Origin of the sequence: Rhizobium album (assembly GCF_003122325.1) — a bacterium.
GTDB classification, from domain to species: domain Bacteria; phylum Pseudomonadota; class Alphaproteobacteria; order Rhizobiales; family Rhizobiaceae; genus Metarhizobium; species Metarhizobium album.
This window is the reverse complement of the sequence record NZ_QFBC01000013.1, coordinates 1-22,161: the sequence shown is the minus strand read 5'-3', so window position 1 is coordinate 22,161 and position 22,161 is coordinate 1. Positions and strand designations below refer to the sequence as shown.

Here is a 22,161-nt window from a genome sequence, read left to right as displayed (position 1 = left end):
CCGCATGCCCGTTGTCATTGCCCGCGAGGGCAGGATCGCCGTCGTCACCATCGACAATCCGCCGGTCAACGCGCTATCCCAGGCGCTGCGGCAGGATCTTTTTGACGCGGCCGAAAGCCTCGATGGCGATGGTGACGTCGATGCGGTGGTGCTGATCTGCGCCGGCCGCACCTTTATCGCCGGCGCCGATGTCAACGAGTTCGGCAAGCCGCCCCAACCGCCGCACCTGCCGGATGTCGTGTCCCGCGTCGAGCGGGCGGCAAAACCCTGGATCGCCGCCGTTCACGGCAGCGCGCTCGGCGGCGGGCTGGAGGTGGCGCTCGGCTGCCGGTTCCGCGTCGCCACTGCCTCCGCAAGCCTCGGCCTGCCGGAGGTCAAGCTCGGCCTGGTACCGGGTGCCGGCGGCACCGTCCGCCTGCCGCGGCTGGTCGGGGCGGCCGCGGCGGTCGAGATGGTCACCGGCGGCGCACCGGTCGATGCCCGCAAGGCGGCGGCCATGGGGCTGGTCGATCATGTCGTCGACGGCGACCTGCGCAGCTTCGCCGTCGAATTTGCACAGGACGTGGTCGGCAAGCCGTTGCCGCGACCGATTGCCGACCGGGCGGTGGCAGCGGTCGGGGACGGCTTCTGGGAGGCGGCGGAAAAGACCGTGGGCGCCAAGGCGAAACGGGAGATTGCGCCGTTGCGGGCGCTGGCCTGCTTGCGCAAGGCGTCGGAGGCCAGTTTCGACGCTGCCATGGCCTTCGAACGCGAGACGTTTCTGGAATTGCGCGGTTCGCCGCAGGCGGCGGCCTTGCGTCATGTGTTTTTTGCCGAGCGCGCCGCGTCGCGTCCCGCCGAACTGGCCGGCATCGCCTCGCGCGACATCCGTTCCGCGGCGGTGATCGGCGGCGGCACGATGGGAGCCGGCATCGCCGCGGCGCTGCGCGACGCCGGCCTGCCGGTCATCCTGATCGAGCGGGATACGGCCGCCGTGGAGCGCGGCCTTGCCAATATCCGCGGCATTTTCGACGCGGCGGTGAAACGCGGCAGGCTGACCGCCGAGGCCGCGGCTGCGCGCATGGCAGGCGTTTCCGGCGGCGACGATTACCGGCTGCTGGCCGATACGGATCTCGTCATCGAAGCCGTCTTCGAGGATCTTGCCGTCAAGCATGCGGTTTTCGCCACGCTGTCCGCCGTCTGCCGGCCCAATGCCGTCCTGGCGACGAACACCTCCTATCTCGACCCGGAGCGGATCGGTGAGGGTATCGCGGGGCCGGAGCGTTTTCTGGGACTGCATTTCTTCAGCCCGGCGCAGGTGATGAAGCTGCTGGAGATCGTGCCGACGGCAGCGACCGCGCCGGATGTGCTGGCAACAGGCTCTGCCCTGGCGCGCCTGCTCGGCAAAATTCCGGTGCGCGCCGGTATCTGCGACGGTTTTATCGGCAATCGCATACTCAAGGTGACGCGGGCGCAGGCGGAGCGTCTGCTGCTGTCGGGCGCGACGCCTGCGGCCGTCGATGCGGCGATGCGGGCCTTCGGCCTGCCGATGGGGCCGTTCGAGGCGCAGGATCTCGGCGGGCTCGATATCGCCGCCTTCCAGCGCCAGGCGGCGCGAGCGCGGGGCGAAACGCCATTCGCGCCGGTGGCCGACAGGCTTTGCGAGATGGGTCGTTTCGGCCAGAAGGCGGGAGCCGGCTGGTACGATTACGCCGATGGCGGGCGGACGCCCTCCCCTTCCCCGGTCGTGGAGCAGGTCGTTGCGGAGCTAGGCGATGGCAAGACGCGGCGTCACTGGGACGAGGCGTCGATTGCCGATGCGATCATCCTGCCGGTGGTGAACGAAGGCGCGGCGATTCTCCGCGACGGGGTCGCCCTGCGCCCGGCCGATATCGATCTTGTCAAGATCCACGGCTACGGTTTTCCGCGCTGGCGCGGCGGGCCGATGCATCATGCCGAGCAACGGGGTTTACAGGCGGTGGTCGAAATCCTGCGGCAGCTGGCCGATGAGGGGCTGGCGGATCCGCCGGGTCAAGGATTGCTGCAGGCAGCCGCTGCCGGTGATTTTTCGAGTGCCCTTGCGCAATAGCATTTCAGGCCGGGCGCTTTTGCTCGTACTATCCGGTCTCAGGGAGAGGGACCTGAACACACGGAGGAGGAGGCAATGCAGCAATTGGTGGTGCCGACACACAGGCCGATACCCGTCGAAAGCATGAGGAGCGAACTTCGCCGGGTCTGCGGTGTGTTCGACGTCGAGCCGTCGCGGGCCAGCAACGGCATCGTCTGCGGCGATGTCAGCCTTCGCCGCATGGGCTCCTTCGACACCGCCGTCGTTGCCCTCGACGCCAGCCATGTGGCGCGCAGCGGCCACGCGATCCGCCAGGACCCGGGCGAACATCTCTTCCTGCTGCTGCAGGACGAAGGCCATTGTCGCATCGAGCAGAACGGCCGCAGCACGGCGCTGGCGCCGGGCGACATGTTCCTCGTCGATGCGGTCAAGCCGTCCTGTTTCACCTATGACGGCCAGCGGTCGAACCAGCTTTCCCTGCATCTGCGGCGCGATGAAATGCTGCATCGTTTCGGCGATATCTGCACCGGCGGCATCGCCATCGACCGCCAGGATCCGCTCTGGCTCGCCATGCGCGCCGTCATTGCCAAGATGGTGGCGGCGCCAACGGCCTCGACGCCGCTGCAGGAAGCCTTTTTCGGCCTTCTCGGCGCCTATTTCCACGGTCTGCGCGAGGCGGGCCGCCCAAGGGAAACCGTCCTGTCGCGGGCGCTGGCGCTGATCGACCGCCATGCCGCGGATCCGGATTACGGGGCGAGCGAGCTTGCCTTCCAGCTCAATGTCTCGGAGCGCACGCTGCAGCGGCATTTCGAGCCGTTGCGGGAAACCCCGAGCCGGCGGCTCTTGAAACGGCGGCTGGAGCTGGCCCGTGGCCGGCTGGCCACGGATGGCATCGCCCGACCCGCCAGCGGCATTGCCGCCATCGCCTTCGAATGCGGCTTCAACGATCTTTCCTATTTCTACCGCGAATTCCGCAAGCAATATGGCGAGACGCCCGGCAAGAGCCGGCATTGACGCAATAGTCCAAAGCATCTGGCGGTTTTCTCCAAGCCGCCTGCCGCCAAGGCTCCTATCCTGCAGCCTCAGGACGTCCGCATGCGGGCGATGGCGAGGAGGATTTGCGATGGAACATGTGGCGACGATCAGTGGCGAACCGGTGGCTGCTCCCGGATATTTCGCCGTCATCAATCCTGCCACCGGCGAGGACGCCGGCAAGGCTCCCAATCTCGGTGCGGCCGAACTCGACAAGGCGGTGGCAGCCGCCGGACGCGCTTTCGAAACCTGGTCGCAGAAAAGCGACGCGGAACTGCAGGCCGCCTGCGCCGCCGTCACCAAGAAGATTGAGGAACACAGCGAAGAACTGGCGAAGCTGATCACCCTCGAGCAGGGCAAGCCGCTGAACGGCCTCGGCTCGCGCTGGGAAATGGGTGGCGCGGTCGCCTGGGCCGGTTATACGACCAGCCTGTCCCTGCCGGTGAAGGTGCTGCAGGACAACGAGCAGGGCCGCGTCGAGCTGCATCGCAAGCCGGTCGGCGTCGTCGGTTCGATCACGCCGTGGAATTTCCCCGTCATGATCGCCATCTGGCACATCATGCCGGCGCTCAGGACCGGCAACACCGTCGTCATCAAGCCGTCTCCCTATACGCCGCTGTCGACGCTGCGGCTTGTCGAGATCATGAACGAGGTGTTGCCCGCCGGCGTGGTGAACGTCGTTACCGGTGACGACCGCGCATTCAATCTCGGCGCGGCGATGTCGGCGCATGCAGGCATCCGCAAGATCGTCTTCACCGGCTCCTGCGCCACTGGCCAGAAGATCATGCAGTCGGCTGCCGCCACCATGAAGCGCCTGACGCTGGAGATGGGCGGCAACGACGCCGGCATTGTTTTGCCGGATGCCGATCCGCAGGCGATTGCCGAGGGCCTGTTCTGGGGCGCCTTCATCAACAACGGCCAGACCTGCGCGGCGATGAAGCGCCTGTATGTGCATGACAGCATCCATGATGCGGTCTGCGAGGCGCTGGTCGCTTATGCGCGCAATATTCCTGTCGGCAACGGCCTCGACGAGGCCAGCATTCTCGGGCCGATCCAGAACCGCATGCAGTTCGACAAGGTGGCGCGGCTGGTCGCCGATGGAGCCCGGCGCGGCAAGGTGCTGCTCGGCGGTGCGCCGGGCGAAGGCCTGTTCTTCCCGCCGACGATTATCAGCGGCCTGACGAACGGCGATGCCCTTGTCGACGAGGAACAGTTCGGCCCCGCCCTGCCCGTCATCCGCTACAGCGACGTCAATGAGGCGATCGCCATGGCCAATGCATCGGACAACGGTCTCGGCGGCTCCGTCTGGTCGTCGGATATCGCCGCGGCCAAGGCGGTCGCCAGCCGCATGCAGTGCGGTTCGGTGTGGATCAACAAGCACGGCGCCATCCAGCCGAACGCACCGTTCGGCGGTGTCAAGCTGTCCGGTCTCGGTGTCGAATTCGCCGATGAGGGGCTGGAGCAATACACCGATATCCAGGTGGTTTTTGCCTGAGCGTGATATGAAGTGATGAGGGAAATGGGAGTGAGGAAGATGAGGATAAGAACATATTTGGCCTCGGCCGCCGTGTTGGCGTCGATCGTCTCGACGTCTGCCGTGGCGCACCCGCTGGATGGGCTGTCGGCGGAAGAATACCAGCAGATCAACAAGATCCTGCGCGAGCAGAAGATCGTCGACGATACGACGCTGTTCCCGCTGATCGAGCTCGATGAGCCGGCCAAGGCCGACGTGCTGAAGTGGAAGGACGGCGACACGCTCGACCGCAAGGCTTCCGTACAGTTCACCAGCCCGGACGGTTTCCGCGAAGCGCTCGTCAATATCAGCCAGGGCACGGTGGAGAGCAACGAGGCGATCAAGGGCCAGCCGATGGTGCTGTTCACCGAGTTCATGGGGGCGCTGCAGGGCGCGCTCGCCGATCCGCGCATGGTCGACGGGCTGGCGAAACGCGGGCTGAAGCCGGAACAGGCCTTCTGTTTGCCGCTGACGGCCGGCAATTTCTTCACCGAGGAGTTCGAGAACTCCCGCCTGATGAAGGTGCCGTGCTACCACGTTCCCGAGGGCTCCAACTTCTATGCCAAGCCCATCGAAGGCCTGTTTGCCGTCTATGATATCGGCAAGAAGACCGTCGTGAACGTCATCGACACCGGCGCCGTCGATCTGCCCGGCGACAACTGGGGTTATACGGAGGAGGAAGTCGCCGCCCGCACGCCGCTGCGTGAAAAAACCAACAAGGTCACGCTGCAGCAGGATGGCGGGGCGAACTACAAGATCACCGGCAGCCATCTGGAATGGGATATCTGGCGCCTCAATTTCCGCGTTGACAAGCGTCCCGGCCTCGTCGTTTCCAATCTCGACGTCAAGGACGGCAAGGACTGGCGCTCGGTGATCTACCAGGCGCATCTCTCCGAAGTCTTCGTGCCCTACATGGACCCGACGGAAGGCTGGTACTGGCGCACCTACATGGATAGCGGGGAATATGGTTTCGGCCTGTTCCTGAGCCCGCTGACCGCCGGTATCGATTGCCCGACGCACGCTACTTTCCTGCCGGCGACGATTGCCGACGACCAAGGCAATCCGCTCGTTATCCCGAATGCCATCTGCATCTTCGAGCGTTCGAACGGCGATCCGGCCTGGCGCCATTTCGAAGTCTTTGCCCAGACGCCTGAAAAGCCGCTGCCGGCGGAAGGTCGCCCGGCCACGGAACTGGTCATCCGCACCGCCTCCGAAGTCGGCAACTACGATTACCTGATCGACTATCGCCTGCAACAGAACGGCCAGGTCAACATCTATGTCGGCGCAACCGGTCTTGATGCGGTCAAGGGCGTCGCCTCTAAATCGATGAAGGATCCGACGGCCAAGGCCGACACCCAGCACGGCACGCTGATCGCGCCGAACCTGGTGGCCGCCAACCACGACCACTACTTCAACTTCCGCATCGATTTCGACGTCGACCAGCCGATCAACCATTTCTCGACGATGGACATCGTGCCGGCGAAGCTCGACGACAAGAGCCCGCGCAAGTCGATGTGGACGGTCGAGCACAAGATGCCGCATTCGGAGCTGGAAGCGCGTTACAAGATTTCCTCGATGCAGCCGCGCTACTTCATGGTGTCGGACCCGTCGCGGGAGGGGTATCTCGGCCATGAGGGTGGTTACATGATCCACCATGGCGACGTATCCTACGGCCCGTTCGACTTCACCAACGACCCGCCGATGAAGCGCAACGCCTATATCGAATATTCCGTCTGGAACACGGTCTACGATCCGAAACAGCGCTATACCGGCGGCAAATATGCCATGCAGAGCGACGGTTCCGATACGCTGGCGGAATGGGTGAAGGCCGACAAGCCGCTGATGGGCAAGGATATCGTCACCTGGTTCTCGGCCGGTTTCCATCACATCCCGCGCATGGAGGACTGGCCGGTGATGTCGACGGAATGGAAGACGGTGCACATCATGCCGCACAACTTCTTCGCCCATAACCCGGCCTTGACGATCCGCAACAACTGACCATCGCAAAAGGCGTCCGCAAGGGCGCCTTTTCTTCTTCGAGCCCGTCGGCAAGAAAACGCCGCCGGGCTCTTTCGCCGCCGTAGGCATGCCTCTAAAGTCGCAGCCGAAACGCCGATGGAGGATTTGATGCGTATCGAACATGCTTTCCTTTTCGATCTCGACGGAACGCTGGTCGATAGCGTCTATCAGCACGTATTGGCCTGGAAGGAGGCGCTGGAGGGCGAAGGCATCGAGCTTTCGGTGTGGCGCATCCATCGCAAGATCGGCATGAGCGGCGGGCTCTTCACCAACCAGCTGCTGCGCGAAACCGGCATCGAAATCACCGACGAGCGCAACGAAAGCCTGCGGCGGCGCCATACGGAAGCCTACCGCCGCCTCGGCAGCCAGATCCGTCCCCTGCCCGGCGCGAAAGAATTGCTGCGCTGGCTCGCGGATGAAAAGATCCCTTTCGCCATCGCCACCAGCGGGCGCATGGAGACGGCCGCCGTCAACATCGAGGCGCTCGGCATCGAGCCGGGCTCCTTTCCGATCATCACCCGTGACCAGGTGAAATACGCCAAGCCCGATCCCGATCTTTTCGTTGCAGCCGCCAATGCGCTGGGCGTTTCCATCGAAAAATCGGTCGTCGTGGGCGACAGTATCTGGGACATGCTTGCCGCCGTCCGCTGCCGGGCGCTGGGTGTCGGCCTGCTGAGCGGCGGTTACGGCCGCGAGGAACTGCGCGATTCCGGCGCCATTCGTGTCTATGAGGATCCGGCCGACATGCTCTATCATATCGACGAGGTCGGCGGCCGCCGCTGAACCTGTCGTTTTTGCCGGATACGCGCCTGGTTACGGGCAGAGAATCGGCAACTGATTCTGCCTGAGGAATAGCGATTCCTTTGTTGGCATTGCGATGGACTTGTTTGACGGAGCTTCGCCTGACGGAGTCATACGTCGTTCACGCAATCTTCTGTTTTTATTAAGATATTGATTTTATTATGATTAATTTATTTTAGCCGGATTCCTTTCTTTTCGCGTTTGGGCAGATTCACCGGCATAAAGACTCTTTCCTCTGGACGGCATGAAAGAATCGTGACCTATGTTGTCGGGTAAAGGCCGACAAAACGAGGGTTGGCCGACAAGAGGGACAGATGGCGCTAAAGAAGCAAGAGCAACCGGCATTGGCGGCTCCCGAGGATGCAGCGGTGAAGATCGTGCGTCATGCCAATCTTCTATCGACGCAGCTGCAGGCGCTCCGGTCTCGCATGTATCCGCCGAAAGCCGAAAAAGGGCTGCGGCATTTTTTGACCAATGAAGTGTCGAAGCTGACATCCATACCGGATTCGACGCTGAAATTGTTGTCGAATGAAGGGCGCGGCCCGGTTCCCAGCCGGCTGGAGAACAATCACCGCGCCTACACCCTGGCGCAGATCAACGAGTTACGCGTGCTGATGGCGGAACAGAAGCCGGCCGATGCGCTACGTTTCCTGCCGCATCGCCGCCGCAACGAACATTTGCAGGTGCTGGCGATCGCCAACTTCAAGGGCGGCAGCGCCAAGACCACGACGAGCGTGCATCTGGCACAATACCTCGCCTTGCATGGCTATCGGGTTCTCGCCATCGACCTCGATCCCCAGGCCTCGCTTTCGGCGATGTTCGGCGCCCAGCCGGAGGTGGACGTCAAGGCCAACGAGACGATCTATGCGGCGATCCGTTATGCCGACAGCGAGCGCCGGCCGATGCGCGACATTATCCGCAAGACCTATTTCGACGGCATCGATCTCATTCCCGGCAACCTCGAAGTCATGGAATATGAGCACGAGACGCCGCGTGTCCTGGCGCAGCGCGCCGGATCATCCGGCGGCGTCTTCTTCGAGCGGCTGCGTCTGGCGCTTGCCGAGGTTGAGGACGATTACGATGTCGTCATCCTGGATACCCCGCCTTCCCTCGGCTTCCTGACGCTTGGCGCCATCTATGCCTCCACCGGTATGGTGGTGACCGTACATCCGGCGATGCTGGATGTGGCGTCGATGAGCCAGTTCCTGTTGATGATGGGCGACCTGATGCAGGTGCTCAACGAGAACGGCGCCATGCTCAACCAGGATTTCTTCAAATATCTGGTGACGCGCCACAATCCGAACGACCAGCCGCAGTCGCAGGTGGTGGCGATGCTGCGACACCTTTTCGGCGACGACGTTTTTGTGCCGACGGCCGTCGAAAGCACGGCCATCGAGGCGGCGGGCCTCGCCAAGCGCAGCCTCTACGAGCTGGAAATGGGCCAGGTCGGCCGCGATACGCATCGGCGTGCCCGTGAATCACTGGACGCGGTCAACGAGGCGATCGTCGACCTCGTCAGGAAAAGCTGGGGGAGGCCATGAGCAAGTCCCCCAAGCGGCCCTCGATCATCGCAAGTTTTGGCGCGCTCTCCGCGGATATCAATGCTGCGGCACCAACGGCTGCCGAACAGCCGCCCGTTGCCCCGCCGACCCCGGCATCCCGTGTCGGCGCCGGTGTCATCGGCGTTGCGCATCGCGCCATCAGCGATATCCGCAGCGAGCGTGACCGCCTGCAGGCGATGCTGGATTCCGGCGGCTCGGGATTTGTCGAGATCGATCCTGCGCTGGTAGACCCCTCCCCCTTTCCCGACCGCCTTCCCGATGACAGCGATGCGGACTATCGCCAGTTCCGCGAGAGTTTTGCGGCGGAAGGTCAAAAAGTTCCGATCCAGGTCAGGACGCATCCCGATGCCGCCGGGCGGTATCAGGTCATCTACGGCCATCGTCGCCTGCGGGCCGCGCAGGATCTCGGCCGCAAGGTGCGGGCACTGGTCTTCGACATGTCCGACCGGGATCTCGTGGTCTCGCAAGGCATCGAGAATGCCAGCCGGCAGGATCTCAGCTGGATCGAGCGGGCCTTGTTTGCGGCGCGCATGGAGGCGGCCGAGATAAAACCGCGCGATATCAAGGCTGCCCTGTCGATCGACGATGCCGAACTGGCGAAAATGCGCGCCGTCTATCGTGTCGTGCCGGTGGATGTGGTCGAGATGATCGGCCGCGCCCCCAGGATCGGTCGGCCGCGCTGGGGCGAGTTCGCGAAATTGCTGGCGGGCAACCAGGCGCTCGAGACCGTTCGCAAAACCTTGTCAGATGCCAGGGATCGCGGCGATTCAAACGACCGGTTCCAGCTGGCTTTGTCGGCCTTGGTGAGTGTGAGCCCCGACCCGGCGGAAGAGGTGGAAGTGCTGGATGGCAGCGGCGTCCGTCTCGGCCGGTTGCGCGTCACGCCGAAAGAATTGAAGCTGACAGCCGATACGGCGCGAGGAGCAGCCTTCGCTGCCTTCGTGCAAGGCCAGTTGCCGGCGCTGATGGAGCGCTTCGAAGCGCTCGAGCAGACCAAATAATATGACAGGCCGGACCATGGGGACCGGCATTTCAAGGCTATATTCAACAGGAAGGAAAGATCCATAACGGCAAAAAGAAAAGGCCCCCTAACGGCGAACCATTCGAGAGCCTTTGTTTTCTTGTAGCAAAGACAGCTTTAGCTCTCCCCGAATCGATTGTCAATAATTGAACGCCGCTTTGGTGAACCCTTTCGCTTTGCCTGACGTATCGAGGCGAAGAGATGGAAACATATATAACGACAACGCCCTTCGGGCGGCGGCCGGTGTCGCTTGGCGTGCTCGCAAACCAGTTGAGCGTTCAGGAGGCAGCGCCGGAGCGGATTGTCGACAAATGGAAGCTGTTCCGCAGCCTGTGCATCGCCAAGGATAAGCTTGGCGTCAGCGACAGGGCTTTGGCGGTGCTTAACGCACTTTTGAGCTTTCATCCGGGCAACGATCTGGTCGGAGGCAACGGGCTTGTGGTTTTCCCGTCGAATGTCCAGCTATCGCTACGAACCCACGGTATGGCCGAGCAGACGATCCGCCGGCATGTCGCGTTGCTGGTCGAGAGCGGGCTGGTGATCCGCCGCGACAGTCCCAATGGCAAACGATATGTCCGCCGTAACCGCGCTGGCGACATTGGCGAAGCTTATGGGTTCTGCCTCTCTCCTCTCGTGGCACGATCCGTTGAAATCGAACAGATCGCCGCTGAGGTCGAGGAGGAACGCATGATCCTTGTGCGGATGAAAGAAAGCCTTTCGTTGCTGCGTAGGGATGTCGGAAAGCTGATCGAGGCAGGATTGAGCGAGAATGCGTCTGGTGGCTGGGACAATCTGTATATCGAGTTTGTCGCAATCCTGAAGAGTCTTCCCAGAAAACCCGAGGCACCACAGATCGAAGCGACCATGCGGCAACTGGAGGCCATCCGGACAATGGCGATCAATCGTCTGAAAAGTCTTATGAATGTGGAAAAATTTGGCGGCAATGCCTGTCAAAATGAGCGGCAATTACAGAATTCAAATCCCGAATCCTCTTCTGAATTTGAACCACGCTTCGAAACGAAGCAGGGAGCGCAGGCAGAGATGGCTGCAGACGCCGAAAGGATGAATCGGTCACTGGGAGTAGAGGAGAGGCCAGAGGCCGCTATTCAGAAAACCTTTCCGCTCGCCGTCGTCCTCAAGGCGTGCCCGGGGATCGTCGATTACAGTCCCGATGCCCGGATCGAGAGTTGGCGGGCGCTGATGTCCACGGCCGTTGCCGTCCGCGCCATGCTGGGAGTCAGCCCTTCGGCCTATCAGGATGCCTGTGATGTGATGGGGCCGGAAAACGCGGCGACCGTCATCGCCTGCATCCTGGAACGCGGCGGGCATATCAATTCGCCGGGTGGATATCTGCGGGATCTGACACAAAGAAGCCGGCGCGGCGAATTTGCACTTGGTCCGATGCTGATAGCCTTGTTGCGCCAACACGCCGCCGCTCCGGCAAACCGGCTGAAACCTTGTCAGCTGACAAGGTTTTGGATGGTGAAACAGGCCTGCCTTCGCCAGGAAATAACAATCGGCGATCAGGCCGTTATTGAATGACCTGGGCGGAAGGCTTAGGGTTCTGCCATAGAAATGGAGGTGAAGGCCATGCATGTTGTGAAAACGATCGAGCATTCCGACAAGGACAGATTTTATGCGGAACTTGCCGACCAGCTTTCCGGCTTGTTGAGCGGTGAACGCGATGCCATCGCCAATGCCTCCAATCTTTCGGCGCTGGTCTTCGACCTGGTGCCCAGCCTGAACTGGGCCGGCTTCTATTTTCTGAAAGGCGGCGACGAACTCGTGCTGGGACCGTTCCAGGGCAAGGTCGCCTGCGTGCGTATTCCGGTCGGCAAGGGTGTCTGCGGCGGCGCGGTGGCACAAGCTCGCACCTTGCTTGTGCCGGATGTGCACGCCTTCCCCGGACATATCGCCTGCGATGCCGCGTCGCGGTCCGAGTTGGTGGTGCCGCTTGTCAGGGATGGGCGCGTTCTGGGAGTGATCGATCTCGACAGCCCGCTGCCGGGACGTTTCGACGAAGACGATCAGGTCGGGTTCGAACGACTGGCCGAAATCTATCTTGCCGCGAGCGATATCTGACGCGCCGGTGCTCAGGCCGGAGGAATCTTCACGATCTCGTCGCCGACAAAAACGATGACGTAGCCGCCCGATGTGGCGGCTTTTTTGGCCATGGCGTTCAAGCCCGATGCATAGGGTTCGGCCTTCCAGACGTCCGGATGCTCCGGGTCGACAAGGACGGTCATCTGTTGTCCGTGTCGGCAGATCATCAAGTTCGACTGCGCCGGCTCCCACTCGTCCGGCAGATCCGGGTCTGACATCCACAGGCAGAAAAAATCCCGACAGCCGCTCGGGCGGTCCGCGTAGATCGCGCATCCGGTTCCGGGCATACAATGGCGGCAGGGAATGTTTGCGGGCTTGTCGAATTCCTCGATTTCTGGAAGACGGCAGCACAAGGTGCATGTCCCGCAGGACCGGGCGGTAATCGTTTTGTGAGGCGCAATCATACGAACCGATTCCAAGTTTACCGCGTCTTTCTTCCCTGCGACTGATTTCGAACGGCAAGCACCGATCGTCGTTCGCATGCATCGGGGCCGGCATTTTTCGGCGGAAGCGCGGATCTGCCAGCATGGCAGACGGAAAAGCCCCCGGCAAGACAGGCCGTCCTGCCGGGGGCTTTCATAAACAAAACAATCAGTCGCCGAATTTTTCCGTGGTGTCGGCTTTGCCTTTGACCCAGTAGCCGGAGGCTCGCAGCCAGGCGAGGGGGTGCTTGCGTTCCTCGACAAGGTAGGCTCGCACGGCCTTGGTGACCGATCCTTCCGCCGCCACCCAGACGAAAGTTCCGGGTTCAAGCGGAATGTCGCGCAGACGATCGATGAAGACGGCCGCATCACTCGCTTCTTCGCGATGCAGCCAGTGGGACGTGAGGGACGCGGCCGTTTCGAAGACCTGTTCATCCTCGGCGCCGGGCACGGCGACGACACTGGTGACGGGAAGGCCGGCGTCCATTTCCTCGATGCGGCGGCCGATCGAGGGTAGGGCGGTTTCGTCGCCGATCAGCAGCCAGGATTTGATCGGGCCGGTGATCACTTGTGAGCCGCGGGGACCGGCGATCTCAGCGGTATCGCCCGGCTTGACGGCCAGCGCCCATTGCGTCGCAGGGCCCGCCTCGTGGACGGCGAAGTCAAGGACGAGGGTGCGGTTTTGCGGATCGTAATGGCGCGGTGTGTAATCGCGCATCGCCGTGCCGCCTTGCCCGTCCGGCACGATAATCTTGATGTGGTCGCCGGCGGAAAGCGAGGTGAAATTGTCGAGTTCATCGCCGCCAAGGGTGATACGGATCATATTCGGTGTCAGCGAGACGACCGAAAGCACCGTCAGCTTGCGGCGACGCAAGTCGTGGCGGATGCGTTCGATGCGCGGCAGGGTATCGGCATTGGCGCTTTCTGGCTCGGCAGTGTGGGCGGTCATGTTTTCCTGTCCATGCGTCTGGTTGGATGGAGTGCCGGCGGTCGGCCGGTCGTCATTTTCTATCTGCCGAGCTGCGTACTTCAGGATTGTGACGATACGCTCGACGGCATCTTGCGAGACGCCTGGCCGGCGCAATTGGCCACGCAAGGCGGATTTCAACTCGTCCATCGCCGCAGCGACAGCGAGCGGCGGTCCACGCCTGCCGCCCTCGCCGCATTGTCCGCCACGGGCGCGTAGCGCCTCGACGGTGGCGCGGTTGGCGGCAAGATAGGCCTCGCCCGCCTCGGTGATCCTGTAGCTCTTGCGGTTGCCTTCGCTGGCTTCGGCAACGGCGTAACCGATATCGTCGAGCCAGGAAAGTGTCGGATAAAGAACACCGGGACTGGGCGTGTAGCTGCCGCCGAAATGGTCTTCGACCGACTTGATCAGTTCATAACCATGGCTCGGCCGTTCGGAGATGATCGAAAGGATCAGCAAGCGAAGCTCGCCATAATCCAGCATCCTGCCGCCGCGACGGCGGAAGGGGCGGCCGTTTTCCTCGTCGTGATGCCTGCGATCCGGCCAGGCGCCGGCGCCGGGGAATTTGCGGTCCCCTCCGCTTCTCGATCTGTGTCTCATGACAGTTAGATATATTCCGATATATCGGAAATCAAGATATATCGAGATCTATTTCGAGACAGAGTGATCCGGCGGCTGGATCGGCGAGCAGCGGTGGGCGACCAAAGGCTTTCGAATAAACGACGGGAATGTCAGGGTACCGGCTGTTTTCTTGGCAGAGGCACGAAATCCAGTTGCTGGTCCGCAATGGAGCCGTCCGGGCCGACCACGGCGCGCCAGCGGCGGTTGCCGCATCGCACCGAAAGCCGCCAACTGCCGTGATGCTCGCCCTCGCCGCGCTCGACCTGCGACGCGACCAGGCCGCGCTGCATCATCGTCCGCAATGTCGCAGGCGACCAGCCGAAACGGCCGGCGAGCATGTCGGCCGACAAAGTGACGGCACCCGTTTCGTCGATGTCGATGATGGTTTCGGTTTCGTATTGTGACGGCTTCATCCGAGCGTTTCCCCCGAAATCGGTTTTACCTGCAGGGAATCTTCGCCGCGGTGAAACGCAATGGCGAGGCGGAACGAATGGGCGATACGCATGGCACGGTCGAGGAACAGGGCGGCAACGTCGGACGGGCAGAGGCGCTGCACGACATCGCGGAAAAGCGACAGCCAGCGCCGGAAATGCTCCTCGCCGAGTCCTGGCAACGCCAGGTGCGGGGGCAGGGGGCGTCCGTCGTATCGGTCTGTCCGCAGCAGTGTCGCCGACCAGAAATCACACATCTTGTCGAGATGGGTTGGCCAGTCCTGCGGGGCGATGGCGTTGCCGAAGATCGGTCCCAGCAGGGCGTCCTGGCGGATTTCCGCATAAAACCCGTGAACGACGGCCTTGATCATCGCATCGTCCAGCACGTCGGGCAGCGGTTTGCCGTCGATTACGATCCGGCGTTCGGGTGCGGGGCGTCCTTTCATCGTCTTTGCTCCATTTGTCTTGCAGGTCGGCCTATGCCGGTTCCTGCTATATTCTGAAAATTGCAGCGCGCGCGCATGGCTCATTCCCTCTGCAGATCAGGCCGCGGCGCTTACGCCACCGAGCAACGCGCGCAGCATGGGCCGGTTGTGCAAGACATCGGCAAGCGTATATTTCCGCAGCACCGCGAGGTAGGCGTCGAGCGCTTCCGAAAGCATGCCGCGCAGGCCGCATGCCCCCGCAATTTGGCAACATGCACCGCCATGGGATTGCATGCATTCGGCCAGCGCAAAATCCTCCTCGGTTGCCTGGACGAGGTCGCCGATATTGATGTCGGCCGGCCGTTTGGCCAGTTTCAATCCGCCGCCACGGCCGCGGGCGGTTTCCACCACCCCATGATCGCGGAGGGTCTGGGCAATCTTTGCCAGGTGATTGCGGGACAGGCCGTATGCCGCCGCGACATCGGTGACGGTGTGGACGGCGTCTTCCCGGGCCGCCAGAAAGATCAGCATTCGCAGCGCGTAATCCGTATGCAGGCTCATGCGCATGGCGGTGTCGTTCTCCCAGGCTATACCGGACGCTCCGGCCGCAGGTGATTGAGATGCTTTAATAGGTATTCTATATACCACTTTAATGAAACCCTTCCGCTTGACAACGGACAAATCATCGCAGGCATACGCATCGCTGCAATTTCGGCGGGCAATCTTATGCGGTAGGATGCCGGCAACAGACCCGATTGCAAAACAGCGCAGAAAGGAAGCCGTGATGCCAGTGCAGATCCGGCGTATCTATGAACCTGCCAGCCTTGCCGACGGCGAACGCGTGCTGGTCGACCGTCTCTGGCCTCGCGGCTTTTCGAAGCAATCGGCGGCTATCGATGTGTGGATGAAGGATGTGGCGCCGAGTTCAGAGCTGCGCAAATGGTTTGGTCACAAGGCGGAACTCTGGGACGATTTCCAGGTGCGGTACCGCGCCGAACTGGAGCGCAACCCGCTTGCGGCACAGCTGCGCCGGCGCGCCGCCGAGGGCATGGTGACGCTGCTTTACGCCGCCCGCGACGAAAAGCACAATCACGCGCTGGTGCTGGCCGATTTTCTCTCTGCCGGCGCCGGTGACAGGTCGAAGCATCCGGCCGACGCTTGAAGCCTGTCGCGATCCAAGCCGCGCCTTAACGTTTGCGCAGTCCGTCGACGAAGACATCGACCATGCGCAGGGCGGTGGGCTGCCAATCCGTCGTTCCCTGCGAATAATAGATGCCGACCAGTGTGCGCAGCAGATCCTCGGGCGGGACATCGTCCCTGACGTCGCCGCGCGCGACCGCCCGGTCGAGCAGGAGCCTGATCGCCCCGATCATCCGCTCGTAGGAATAGGCTTTCAATTCGGAAGAACCATGGGCGGCGAGCTGCAGCGCTTCGATCATGCCCTTCTTGGCGGCCACCAGCCGGACATTGGCCTGCAGCCATTTTTTCAGCCCTTCGACCGGCTCGTTATCTCCGGCAAGCTGTTCGGCCAGATCGCCGAGAAGATCGACCTCATGGCGATACACTGCCTCGAACAGCGCCTCGCGCGTCGGAAAATGCCGGTAGAGCGTGCCGATACCGACGCCGGCCCGCCGCGCGACGGCTTCGAGGCTCGCCTGGGTTCCGCCGGCGCTGAAGATTTCCGTCGCTGCATCGAGCAGACGTTCACGGTTGCGAATGGAATCCACACGCGGCTTCCGGCTTGCTTTTTCGATCTTCTGTTCCATCTGCCTAAAACTGAAACTGCCCTCTTGATAAACGGAGGATGCCTCCGTATATTAACCCCTGTGCCGAGACGACGCCAGCATATCGCGTTTTCGGACCGGGTGGCGGTTTTCATGCCAGCCATACCCTAAAAAACCGCAACTCCGTCGATCCTCGGCGGTTTCGATCCATACATCACTATCACTGATTGGAGCACCCGATGTCACTCTCCATCAGCCTCACCATCAATAGGCAATCGCGAACGGTTACGCTCGACGATCCTCGTGTGACGCTGCTCGACCTCCTGCGCGAGCATCTTTATCTGACCGGAACGAAGAAGGGCTGCGATCGCGGCCAGTGCGGCGCCTGCACCGTGCTTGTCGATGGCCGGCGCATCAATTCCTGTCTTTCTCTTGCCGCAAGCCTGGATGGCGCCGAGATCACCACCATCGAAGGCCTGGCGGTCGGCGAGGCGCTGCATCCGGTGCAAGCCGCCTTCATCGCATGTGACGGTTTCCAGTGTGGTTACTGTACGCCCGGGCAGATCATGAGCGCGGTCGGGCTGATCGCCGAAGGCCGGGCCGGCAGCGATCCGGAGCGTATCCGCGAATTGATGAGCGGAAATCTCTGTCGATGCGGCGCCTACCAGGGCATCACCGAAGCGGTGCTGGAGGCGCAGAAGACCATGACCGCGGAAAAGGGGAGGGACGCGGCATGAACCGCTTCGATTTTCTCCGCCCGGCCAGTGTCGCAGAAGCGGTCGCAGCGGCGGCCGAGCCCGGTTCCGCCTATCTGGCTGCCGGCACCAACCTGCTCGACCTGATGAAGATCGGCGCGTCACGGCCGGAACGGCTGATCGATATCAGCCGGCTGCCGGGTCTCGACCGCATCGAATGGCTTGCCGATGGCAGCGTGCGTATCGGGGCGATGGTCCGCAATGCCGACCTCGCCTATGATGCGCGTTTGGCAAAAGCCTTTCCTTCCGTCGCCGAAGCGCTGCTGTCGGGCGCATCCGCCCAGTTGCGAAATGCCGCGACGGTTGGCGGCAACCTGATGCAGCGAACCCGTTGCGCCTATCTCCAGGACACCGCAAGCGCCTGCAATCGCCGTGTCCCCGGTTCGGGCTGCGATGCGTTGTATGGCGAAAACCGTCTGCACGCGGTGCTTGGCTGGAGCGAAAATTGCATCGCCATCCACCCATCGGATTTCTGCGTGCCGCTGGTGGCGCTCGATGCCGTTGTCGAAGTGGAGGGTGCAGACGGGCGCCGCGAAATTGTGGTTGATGATCTGCACAGGTTGCCGGGCGCAACTCCGGAAAAGGAAACGGCGCTGGCTCCCGGCGAACTGATCGTCGGCCTGCGCCTTCCCGCCGCAGCCGCGGCTTTTTCCGCAAACAGCCGTTACCTGAAACTGCGGGAACGCACCTCCTATGCCTTCGCGGTGGTCTCGGCCATGGCTGCGCTGCGCATCGAGGACGGAACTATCAGCGAGGCACGGCTGGCACTCGGCGCCATCGCCGCCAAGCCCTGGCGGGTGCGGGAGGCGGAGGCGGCACTTCTGGGCGTTACACCGAGCGTCGAAGCTTTCGCCCGTGCGGCGGAGATCGCACTCGCGGAGGCCAGGCCCTCCGGCGACAACGCCTTCAAGATCGAACTGGCGCGCCGCATCACCGTGCGGGCGCTGACCCTAGCCTTGGAAGGGACGCCGGCGGTGATGCCTGCACTGCCGGCCTCGCCCTTCTCGACAGATCCGGGAGCCAGCCATGTCGCCTGAAACCAACCCGAGCCACGCCCCCCGCTACGGCTCCAACATGGGCCAGCCGCTGACGCGCCGTGACGGCCTGCTGAAGGTCACCGGCCGGGCTACCTACGCCGCCGACAACCATCCGCCCGGCATGCTTTATGCGGTCACCGCCGTCAGCAAGATTGCTCGCGGTCGCGTCACATCGCTGGATGTAGCCGCCGCCAAGGCCCATTCCGGTGTCGTCGAGGTGATGACCCCGGCCAATCGGCCGCCGCTCGCCCACGATCCCGATGAAAAGATGCCGCCTTTCGGCTTCCGTGTCGAAGTGTTGCAGAATGATCGGGTTCGCTATGTAAATCAACCGATTGCGCTGGTGATTGCGCAAACTCTGGAAGCGGCGACCGAAGGTGCGATGCTGCTCGATCCGCAATATGATGCACAGGATGCACGCGTCGAACGCGCCGACGGCGAGCTTTACGATCCGCCAGCTATCGGAGTCGGTGCACCGCCCGGCGCAGCCTATGGCGACATCGACGCCGGTCTTGCCCGTGCCGCACACCTGGTGGAGGCAGAGTATTTCACGCCGGCGCAATATCACAATGCGATGGAGCCGCACGCCGTGGTTGCCGAATGGGATGGCGACCGGGTGATGCTCGACATGCCCAACCAGGCGCTGGCGTTGAGTTGCGCATCTTATGCCGCCTATTTCGGTATTCCCGCCGAAAACGTGACGATCCGGTCGCCTTTCCTTGGAGGCGGGTTCGGTTCCAAGGCGATCCTGAACGGTCCGCAGATCCTGGCGATCCTCGCCGCCCGCATGCTCGGCCGTCCGGTGAAGCTCGCTTTGACCCGCAGCCAGATGTACGGCCCTGTCGGCCACCGCGGCGCCACCTGGCAGACGCTGCGCATCGGCACGGATGGCGACGGGCAGCTGACCGGGCTTCATCACCGGGCGATTGCCGCGACGTCATCTTTCGACGATTTTCTGGAGCCGGCGGCCAACGCGTCGCTGCCGCTATATGCCAGCCCCGCCATCCTGGTGGAGCACAAGGGCCTGCGGCTGGATACCGGCACGCCCGGGCCGATGCGTGCGCCCGGCGAGGCAAGCGGATCGGCGGCATTGGAGGTGGCCATGGATGAGGCCGCTGAAGCCTGCGGCATGGATCCGCTGGATTTCCGCCTGAAAAACTATGCGGAGACCGAGCCGGGCACCGGCAAGCCGTTTTCCTCGAAGGCCTTGCGAGCCTGTTATGCCGAAGGCGCCAAGCGGTTCGGCTGGTCCCGCCGTCCGCTCGAGGCAGGGCAGATGCGCGACGAGAAGGGCTTTCTCGTCGGCTGGGGCATGGGGACGGCCGTCTTCCATTGCCCGCACTTTCCGGCGGAAGCCCGCGCGACATTGCGGGCCGATGGCACGGCATTGGTCGAAACCGCTGGCGCCGATATGGGGCAGGGCGCATGGACGGCTCTGGCCCAGATTGCTGCGGAAGCCCTTGGCCTCGATCCTCAGCAGGTCGAGTTGCATTCCGGCCTGTCGACGTTGCCCGACGGCGGTATAGCCGGCGGCTCCGGCCATACGGCGAGTGCCGGGCTGGCGCTCAACAATGCCAGCAAGGATGCAATTGCCAGGCTGACCGACCTCGCCACCGGCAATCCGCAATCGCCGCTGTTCGGTGCCGGCAACATCGGCGTCATCGCCCGCAATGGCAGGCTGCATCGCCGGGATGACGAGACGCGCAGCCAGAGTTACGCCGAAATCCTCGCCGGCGCCGGCCAGCCTGAGGTCGTCGGCACGGCCAAGGCTGCCCGCGATCCCTCGGTGGGGGCTGCCCATGCCCTGTATTCGCATGGTGCGGTGTTTGCCGAGGTGAAGATCGATCCCGATCTTGGCCAGATCCGCACCACCCGCCTCGTCGGCGCCTTTGCGGCGGGACGGATCATCAACCCGCGTCTGGTGCGCAGCCAGTATTTCGGCGGCATGATCTGGGGCGCGTCGTTTGCCCTGCATGAGGAGGCGGTCACCGACCGCCGCACCGGCCGGATCATGAATGCCGATCTTGCCGAATACCACGTGCCGGTGAATGCCGACGTGCCGTCGCTGGATGCGATCCTGATTCCGGAAGACGACCCTTACATCAATCCGATCGGCGTCAAGGGTGTCGGCGAAATCGGCATCACCGGAACGGTGGGCGCGATCGCCAATGCCGTCTGGCATGCGACGGGCAAACGCCTGCGGCGTTTCCCGATCCGCATCGAGGATGTCATCGGCTGAAGCAATTCCAGCAAAAGTGCATAGCGGTTTTGCGTCCGGAATTGCGTGAAAACAAAAGGATAGAGCATTTTTTGCGTTTTAGAGAAAAGCGGAAATGCTCTAGCATTACAGTTTCGATTTTGATTGATGTCTGAATCTATAGGTCGCCGTGGTTCGGAGATCGTGGATGACAGGATTGTCGGATTGAGGCGACGCTTGAAGTTTGGGCGTCTTCATTGCGGGATGTGAAGGCACGAATACGCCCGCTGTTCACGCAGGAGCGTGTCGCGGTTTCTGTCGGACAGTTTCTGGACGGTCTGCTGGGAGAAGAGCGCCGCAAGACGGGATGGATGCGAGCGGAAGCTGCAGGCGATTGCGGTCCTTGGCGGGCAGCAGGCGATTTTGGGCCGCGGGCATTGGGATGCGGATGCCCTGCGGGACATTGTTCGCGATTACACGCTGGAGACACTGGCCGATTCTGATGCAGTCCTTGTGGTCGATGAGACCGGCTTTCTCAAGCAGGGCAAGGCATCGTGCGGGGTTGGGCGTCAATATACCGGTTCGGCGGGCAAGATCACCAACTGCCAGATCGGCGTCTTCGCATCCTACGTGTCACGACACGGCCACGCCTTCATCGACCGGGCGCTCTATCTGCCGAAGGCCTGGACGACGACCGGAACCGTATGGCCGGGGCTCACGTGCCGGACCCTGTCGGCTTTCTGACCAAGCCGGCACTGGCGCTCACGATGATCGAGCGGGCCATCGCATCGAACCTGCCCTTTTCTTGGGTTGCTGCCGACAGTGTTTATGGCTTGGCGTCCGACGTCGATTGCGCGTTGCCCGGCCTTCATCAAATTTGCCCTTGTCTCATTGGGCGCGATGTAGGGCCAAGCTCTTCGGGCCAGTCCTCCGGTTTGGTGTAGCGGCCAGTTGCATTTCGACCGCGGCCTCAAGTTGTTCGAGTACTGTCGCCATATCAAACTCCTTCGGGGTAACACTCATCGGCCGGCGCCGGCTCTGATTTCTTCGTGTCGCGCTTAAATCGACCTGCCAAGCGCCTCCAGCGCTTTGCATCAGCTTCGGCAACGATGAGATCGACGTGCGACGCATTCGCCGCTTTCATCAGGTCCGATATGAACCGGCAGTCAAACCCTTTGACGAGGCCGCTCTTGAGCAGTTCGTTCGCGGAATGCAGCACCCATCTGCGCGAAATCGAATGAGATAGTGGCGGTCGTGAGGGACGCTGCACTGGCTGACTGTTCCGGTCGATCAACTGCCACGCATCAGCATTCTGGATAAAGGGGCAGGAACGGGATGCTGTCACCCGTACAGTTCGAGAAGCCGCGAAACTCCAACCTCCGCTGGTCCAGAAACCTGGGGAGGATCACTTCCCGATAGCCATGCGTGTGCGCCTTGGGTCGGTTCGGCTAGCTGTTTCATTGAGGGAAATCCCTCATTTTGCT

At 62.5% G+C, this 22,161-nt stretch carries 19 protein-coding genes and 2 pseudogenes; 14 read left to right on the top strand and 7 right to left on the bottom strand.

Annotation, left to right across the window (positions count from 1 at the left end; translation table 11 throughout):
• The first annotated feature begins 4 nt into the window (after positions 1–4).
• The 9 genes from DEM27_RS23030 to DEM27_RS22990 all read left to right on the top strand — a co-directional run bounded on the left by DEM27_RS23030 (position 5) and on the right by DEM27_RS22990 (position 12,077).
• Positions 5–2,068 (top strand): 3-hydroxyacyl-CoA dehydrogenase NAD-binding domain-containing protein, encoded by a 2,064-nt coding sequence (locus DEM27_RS23030; protein ID WP_109460598.1) that lies wholly within the window; start codon positions 5–7, stop codon positions 2,066–2,068.
• A 75-nt stretch (positions 2,069–2,143) separates the two neighbouring features.
• Positions 2,144–3,061 (top strand): helix-turn-helix domain-containing protein, encoded by a 918-nt coding sequence (locus DEM27_RS23025; RefSeq protein WP_109460597.1) that lies wholly within the window; start codon positions 2,144–2,146, stop codon positions 3,059–3,061.
• Between the two features lie 109 nt (positions 3,062–3,170).
• On the top strand, positions 3,171–4,574 hold the full coding sequence (locus DEM27_RS23020; protein ID WP_109460596.1) for an aldehyde dehydrogenase family protein: 1,404 nt from the start codon (positions 3,171–3,173) through the stop codon (positions 4,572–4,574).
• A 39-nt stretch (positions 4,575–4,613) separates the two neighbouring features.
• Positions 4,614–6,590 (top strand): copper amine oxidase, encoded by a 1,977-nt coding sequence (locus DEM27_RS23015; RefSeq protein WP_205908949.1) that lies wholly within the window; start codon positions 4,614–4,616, stop codon positions 6,588–6,590.
• Between the two features lie 129 nt (positions 6,591–6,719).
• A complete protein-coding gene (locus DEM27_RS23010) occupies positions 6,720–7,394 on the top strand; it encodes an HAD family hydrolase (protein WP_109460764.1) in 675 nt (224 codons plus the stop codon).
• Between the two features lie 332 nt (positions 7,395–7,726).
• Positions 7,727–8,953 (top strand): plasmid partitioning protein RepA, encoded by a 1,227-nt coding sequence (gene repA, locus DEM27_RS23005; protein ID WP_109460595.1) that lies wholly within the window; start codon positions 7,727–7,729, stop codon positions 8,951–8,953.
• Positions 8,950–9,975, top strand: coding sequence for a plasmid partitioning protein RepB (repB, locus tag DEM27_RS23000; RefSeq protein ID WP_109460594.1), 1,026 nt, complete (start codon positions 8,950–8,952; stop codon positions 9,973–9,975). Before repA ends, repB begins: the two co-directional genes overlap by 4 nt.
• Before the next feature lie 221 nt (positions 9,976–10,196).
• Positions 10,197–11,537 carry a plasmid replication protein RepC gene (gene repC, locus DEM27_RS22995; protein WP_109460593.1) on the top strand — a complete coding sequence of 447 codons (1,341 nt, stop codon included), beginning with the start codon at positions 10,197–10,199 and terminating at the stop codon, positions 11,535–11,537.
• A gap of 48 nt (positions 11,538–11,585) precedes the next feature.
• On the top strand, positions 11,586–12,077 hold the full coding sequence (locus tag DEM27_RS22990; protein ID WP_109460763.1) for a GAF domain-containing protein: 492 nt from the start codon (positions 11,586–11,588) through the stop codon (positions 12,075–12,077).
• Positions 12,078–12,088: 11 nt separating this feature from the next.
• On the opposite strand, the gene DEM27_RS22985 is transcribed toward DEM27_RS22990, so the two are convergent.
• The 6 genes and pseudogenes from DEM27_RS22985 to DEM27_RS22965 form a co-directional block, all read right to left on the bottom strand.
• Positions 12,089–12,502, bottom strand: a complete 414-nt coding sequence (locus DEM27_RS22985) for a hypothetical protein (protein ID WP_109460592.1) — start codon at positions 12,500–12,502, stop codon at positions 12,089–12,091.
• 187 nt (positions 12,503–12,689) lie between these two features.
• Entirely contained in the window at positions 12,690–13,469 is a 780-nt protein-coding gene (locus tag DEM27_RS34745) for a siderophore-interacting protein (protein ID WP_165823557.1), read from the bottom strand.
• 273 nt (positions 13,470–13,742) lie between these two features.
• A pseudogene (locus DEM27_RS34740) lies at positions 13,743–13,970 on the bottom strand (PadR family transcriptional regulator); the annotation flags it as partial.
• 248 nt (positions 13,971–14,218) lie between these two features.
• The gene (locus tag DEM27_RS22975; RefSeq protein ID WP_245446054.1) at positions 14,219–14,521 is read right to left on the bottom strand and encodes a DUF6522 family protein; all 303 of its coding nucleotides are present in this window, start codon (positions 14,519–14,521) and stop codon (positions 14,219–14,221) included.
• Positions 14,518–14,985, bottom strand: a complete 468-nt coding sequence (locus DEM27_RS22970; RefSeq protein WP_109460590.1) for a group III truncated hemoglobin — start codon at positions 14,983–14,985, stop codon at positions 14,518–14,520. The genes DEM27_RS22975 and DEM27_RS22970 overlap by 4 nt, the downstream gene beginning before the upstream one ends.
• A gap of 96 nt (positions 14,986–15,081) precedes the next feature.
• Positions 15,082–15,531, bottom strand: a complete 450-nt coding sequence (locus DEM27_RS22965; RefSeq protein WP_109460589.1) for an RrF2 family transcriptional regulator — start codon at positions 15,529–15,531, stop codon at positions 15,082–15,084.
• 217 nt (positions 15,532–15,748) lie between these two features.
• On the opposite strand from DEM27_RS22965, the gene DEM27_RS22960 reads away from it, so the two are divergent.
• A complete protein-coding gene (locus DEM27_RS22960) occupies positions 15,749–16,126 on the top strand; it encodes a DUF488 domain-containing protein (RefSeq protein WP_109460588.1) in 378 nt (125 codons plus the stop codon).
• Between the two features lie 25 nt (positions 16,127–16,151).
• Here DEM27_RS22960 and DEM27_RS22955 read toward each other — a convergent pair whose 3' ends face one another.
• Positions 16,152–16,730, bottom strand: a complete 579-nt coding sequence (locus DEM27_RS22955) for a TetR/AcrR family transcriptional regulator (protein WP_109460587.1) — start codon at positions 16,728–16,730, stop codon at positions 16,152–16,154.
• 197 nt (positions 16,731–16,927) lie between these two features.
• Here DEM27_RS22955 and DEM27_RS22950 point away from each other — a divergent pair, with 197 nt between their 5' ends.
• The 4 genes and pseudogenes from DEM27_RS22950 to DEM27_RS22935 form a co-directional block, all read left to right on the top strand.
• Positions 16,928–17,425 carry a (2Fe-2S)-binding protein gene (locus tag DEM27_RS22950; protein WP_109460586.1) on the top strand — a complete coding sequence of 166 codons (498 nt, stop codon included), beginning with the start codon at positions 16,928–16,930 and terminating at the stop codon, positions 17,423–17,425.
• The gene (locus DEM27_RS22945) at positions 17,422–18,480 is read left to right on the top strand and encodes an FAD binding domain-containing protein (RefSeq protein WP_109460585.1); all 1,059 of its coding nucleotides are present in this window, start codon (positions 17,422–17,424) and stop codon (positions 18,478–18,480) included. Before DEM27_RS22950 ends, DEM27_RS22945 begins: the two co-directional genes overlap by 4 nt.
• Entirely contained in the window at positions 18,470–20,719 is a 2,250-nt protein-coding gene (locus tag DEM27_RS22940) for a xanthine dehydrogenase family protein molybdopterin-binding subunit (RefSeq protein WP_109460584.1), read from the top strand. The genes DEM27_RS22945 and DEM27_RS22940 overlap by 11 nt, the downstream gene beginning before the upstream one ends.
• A 166-nt stretch (positions 20,720–20,885) precedes the next feature.
• Positions 20,886–21,513: pseudogene (locus DEM27_RS22935) on the top strand (IS701 family transposase); the annotation flags it as partial.
• Between the last annotated feature and the right edge of the window lie 648 nt (positions 21,514–22,161).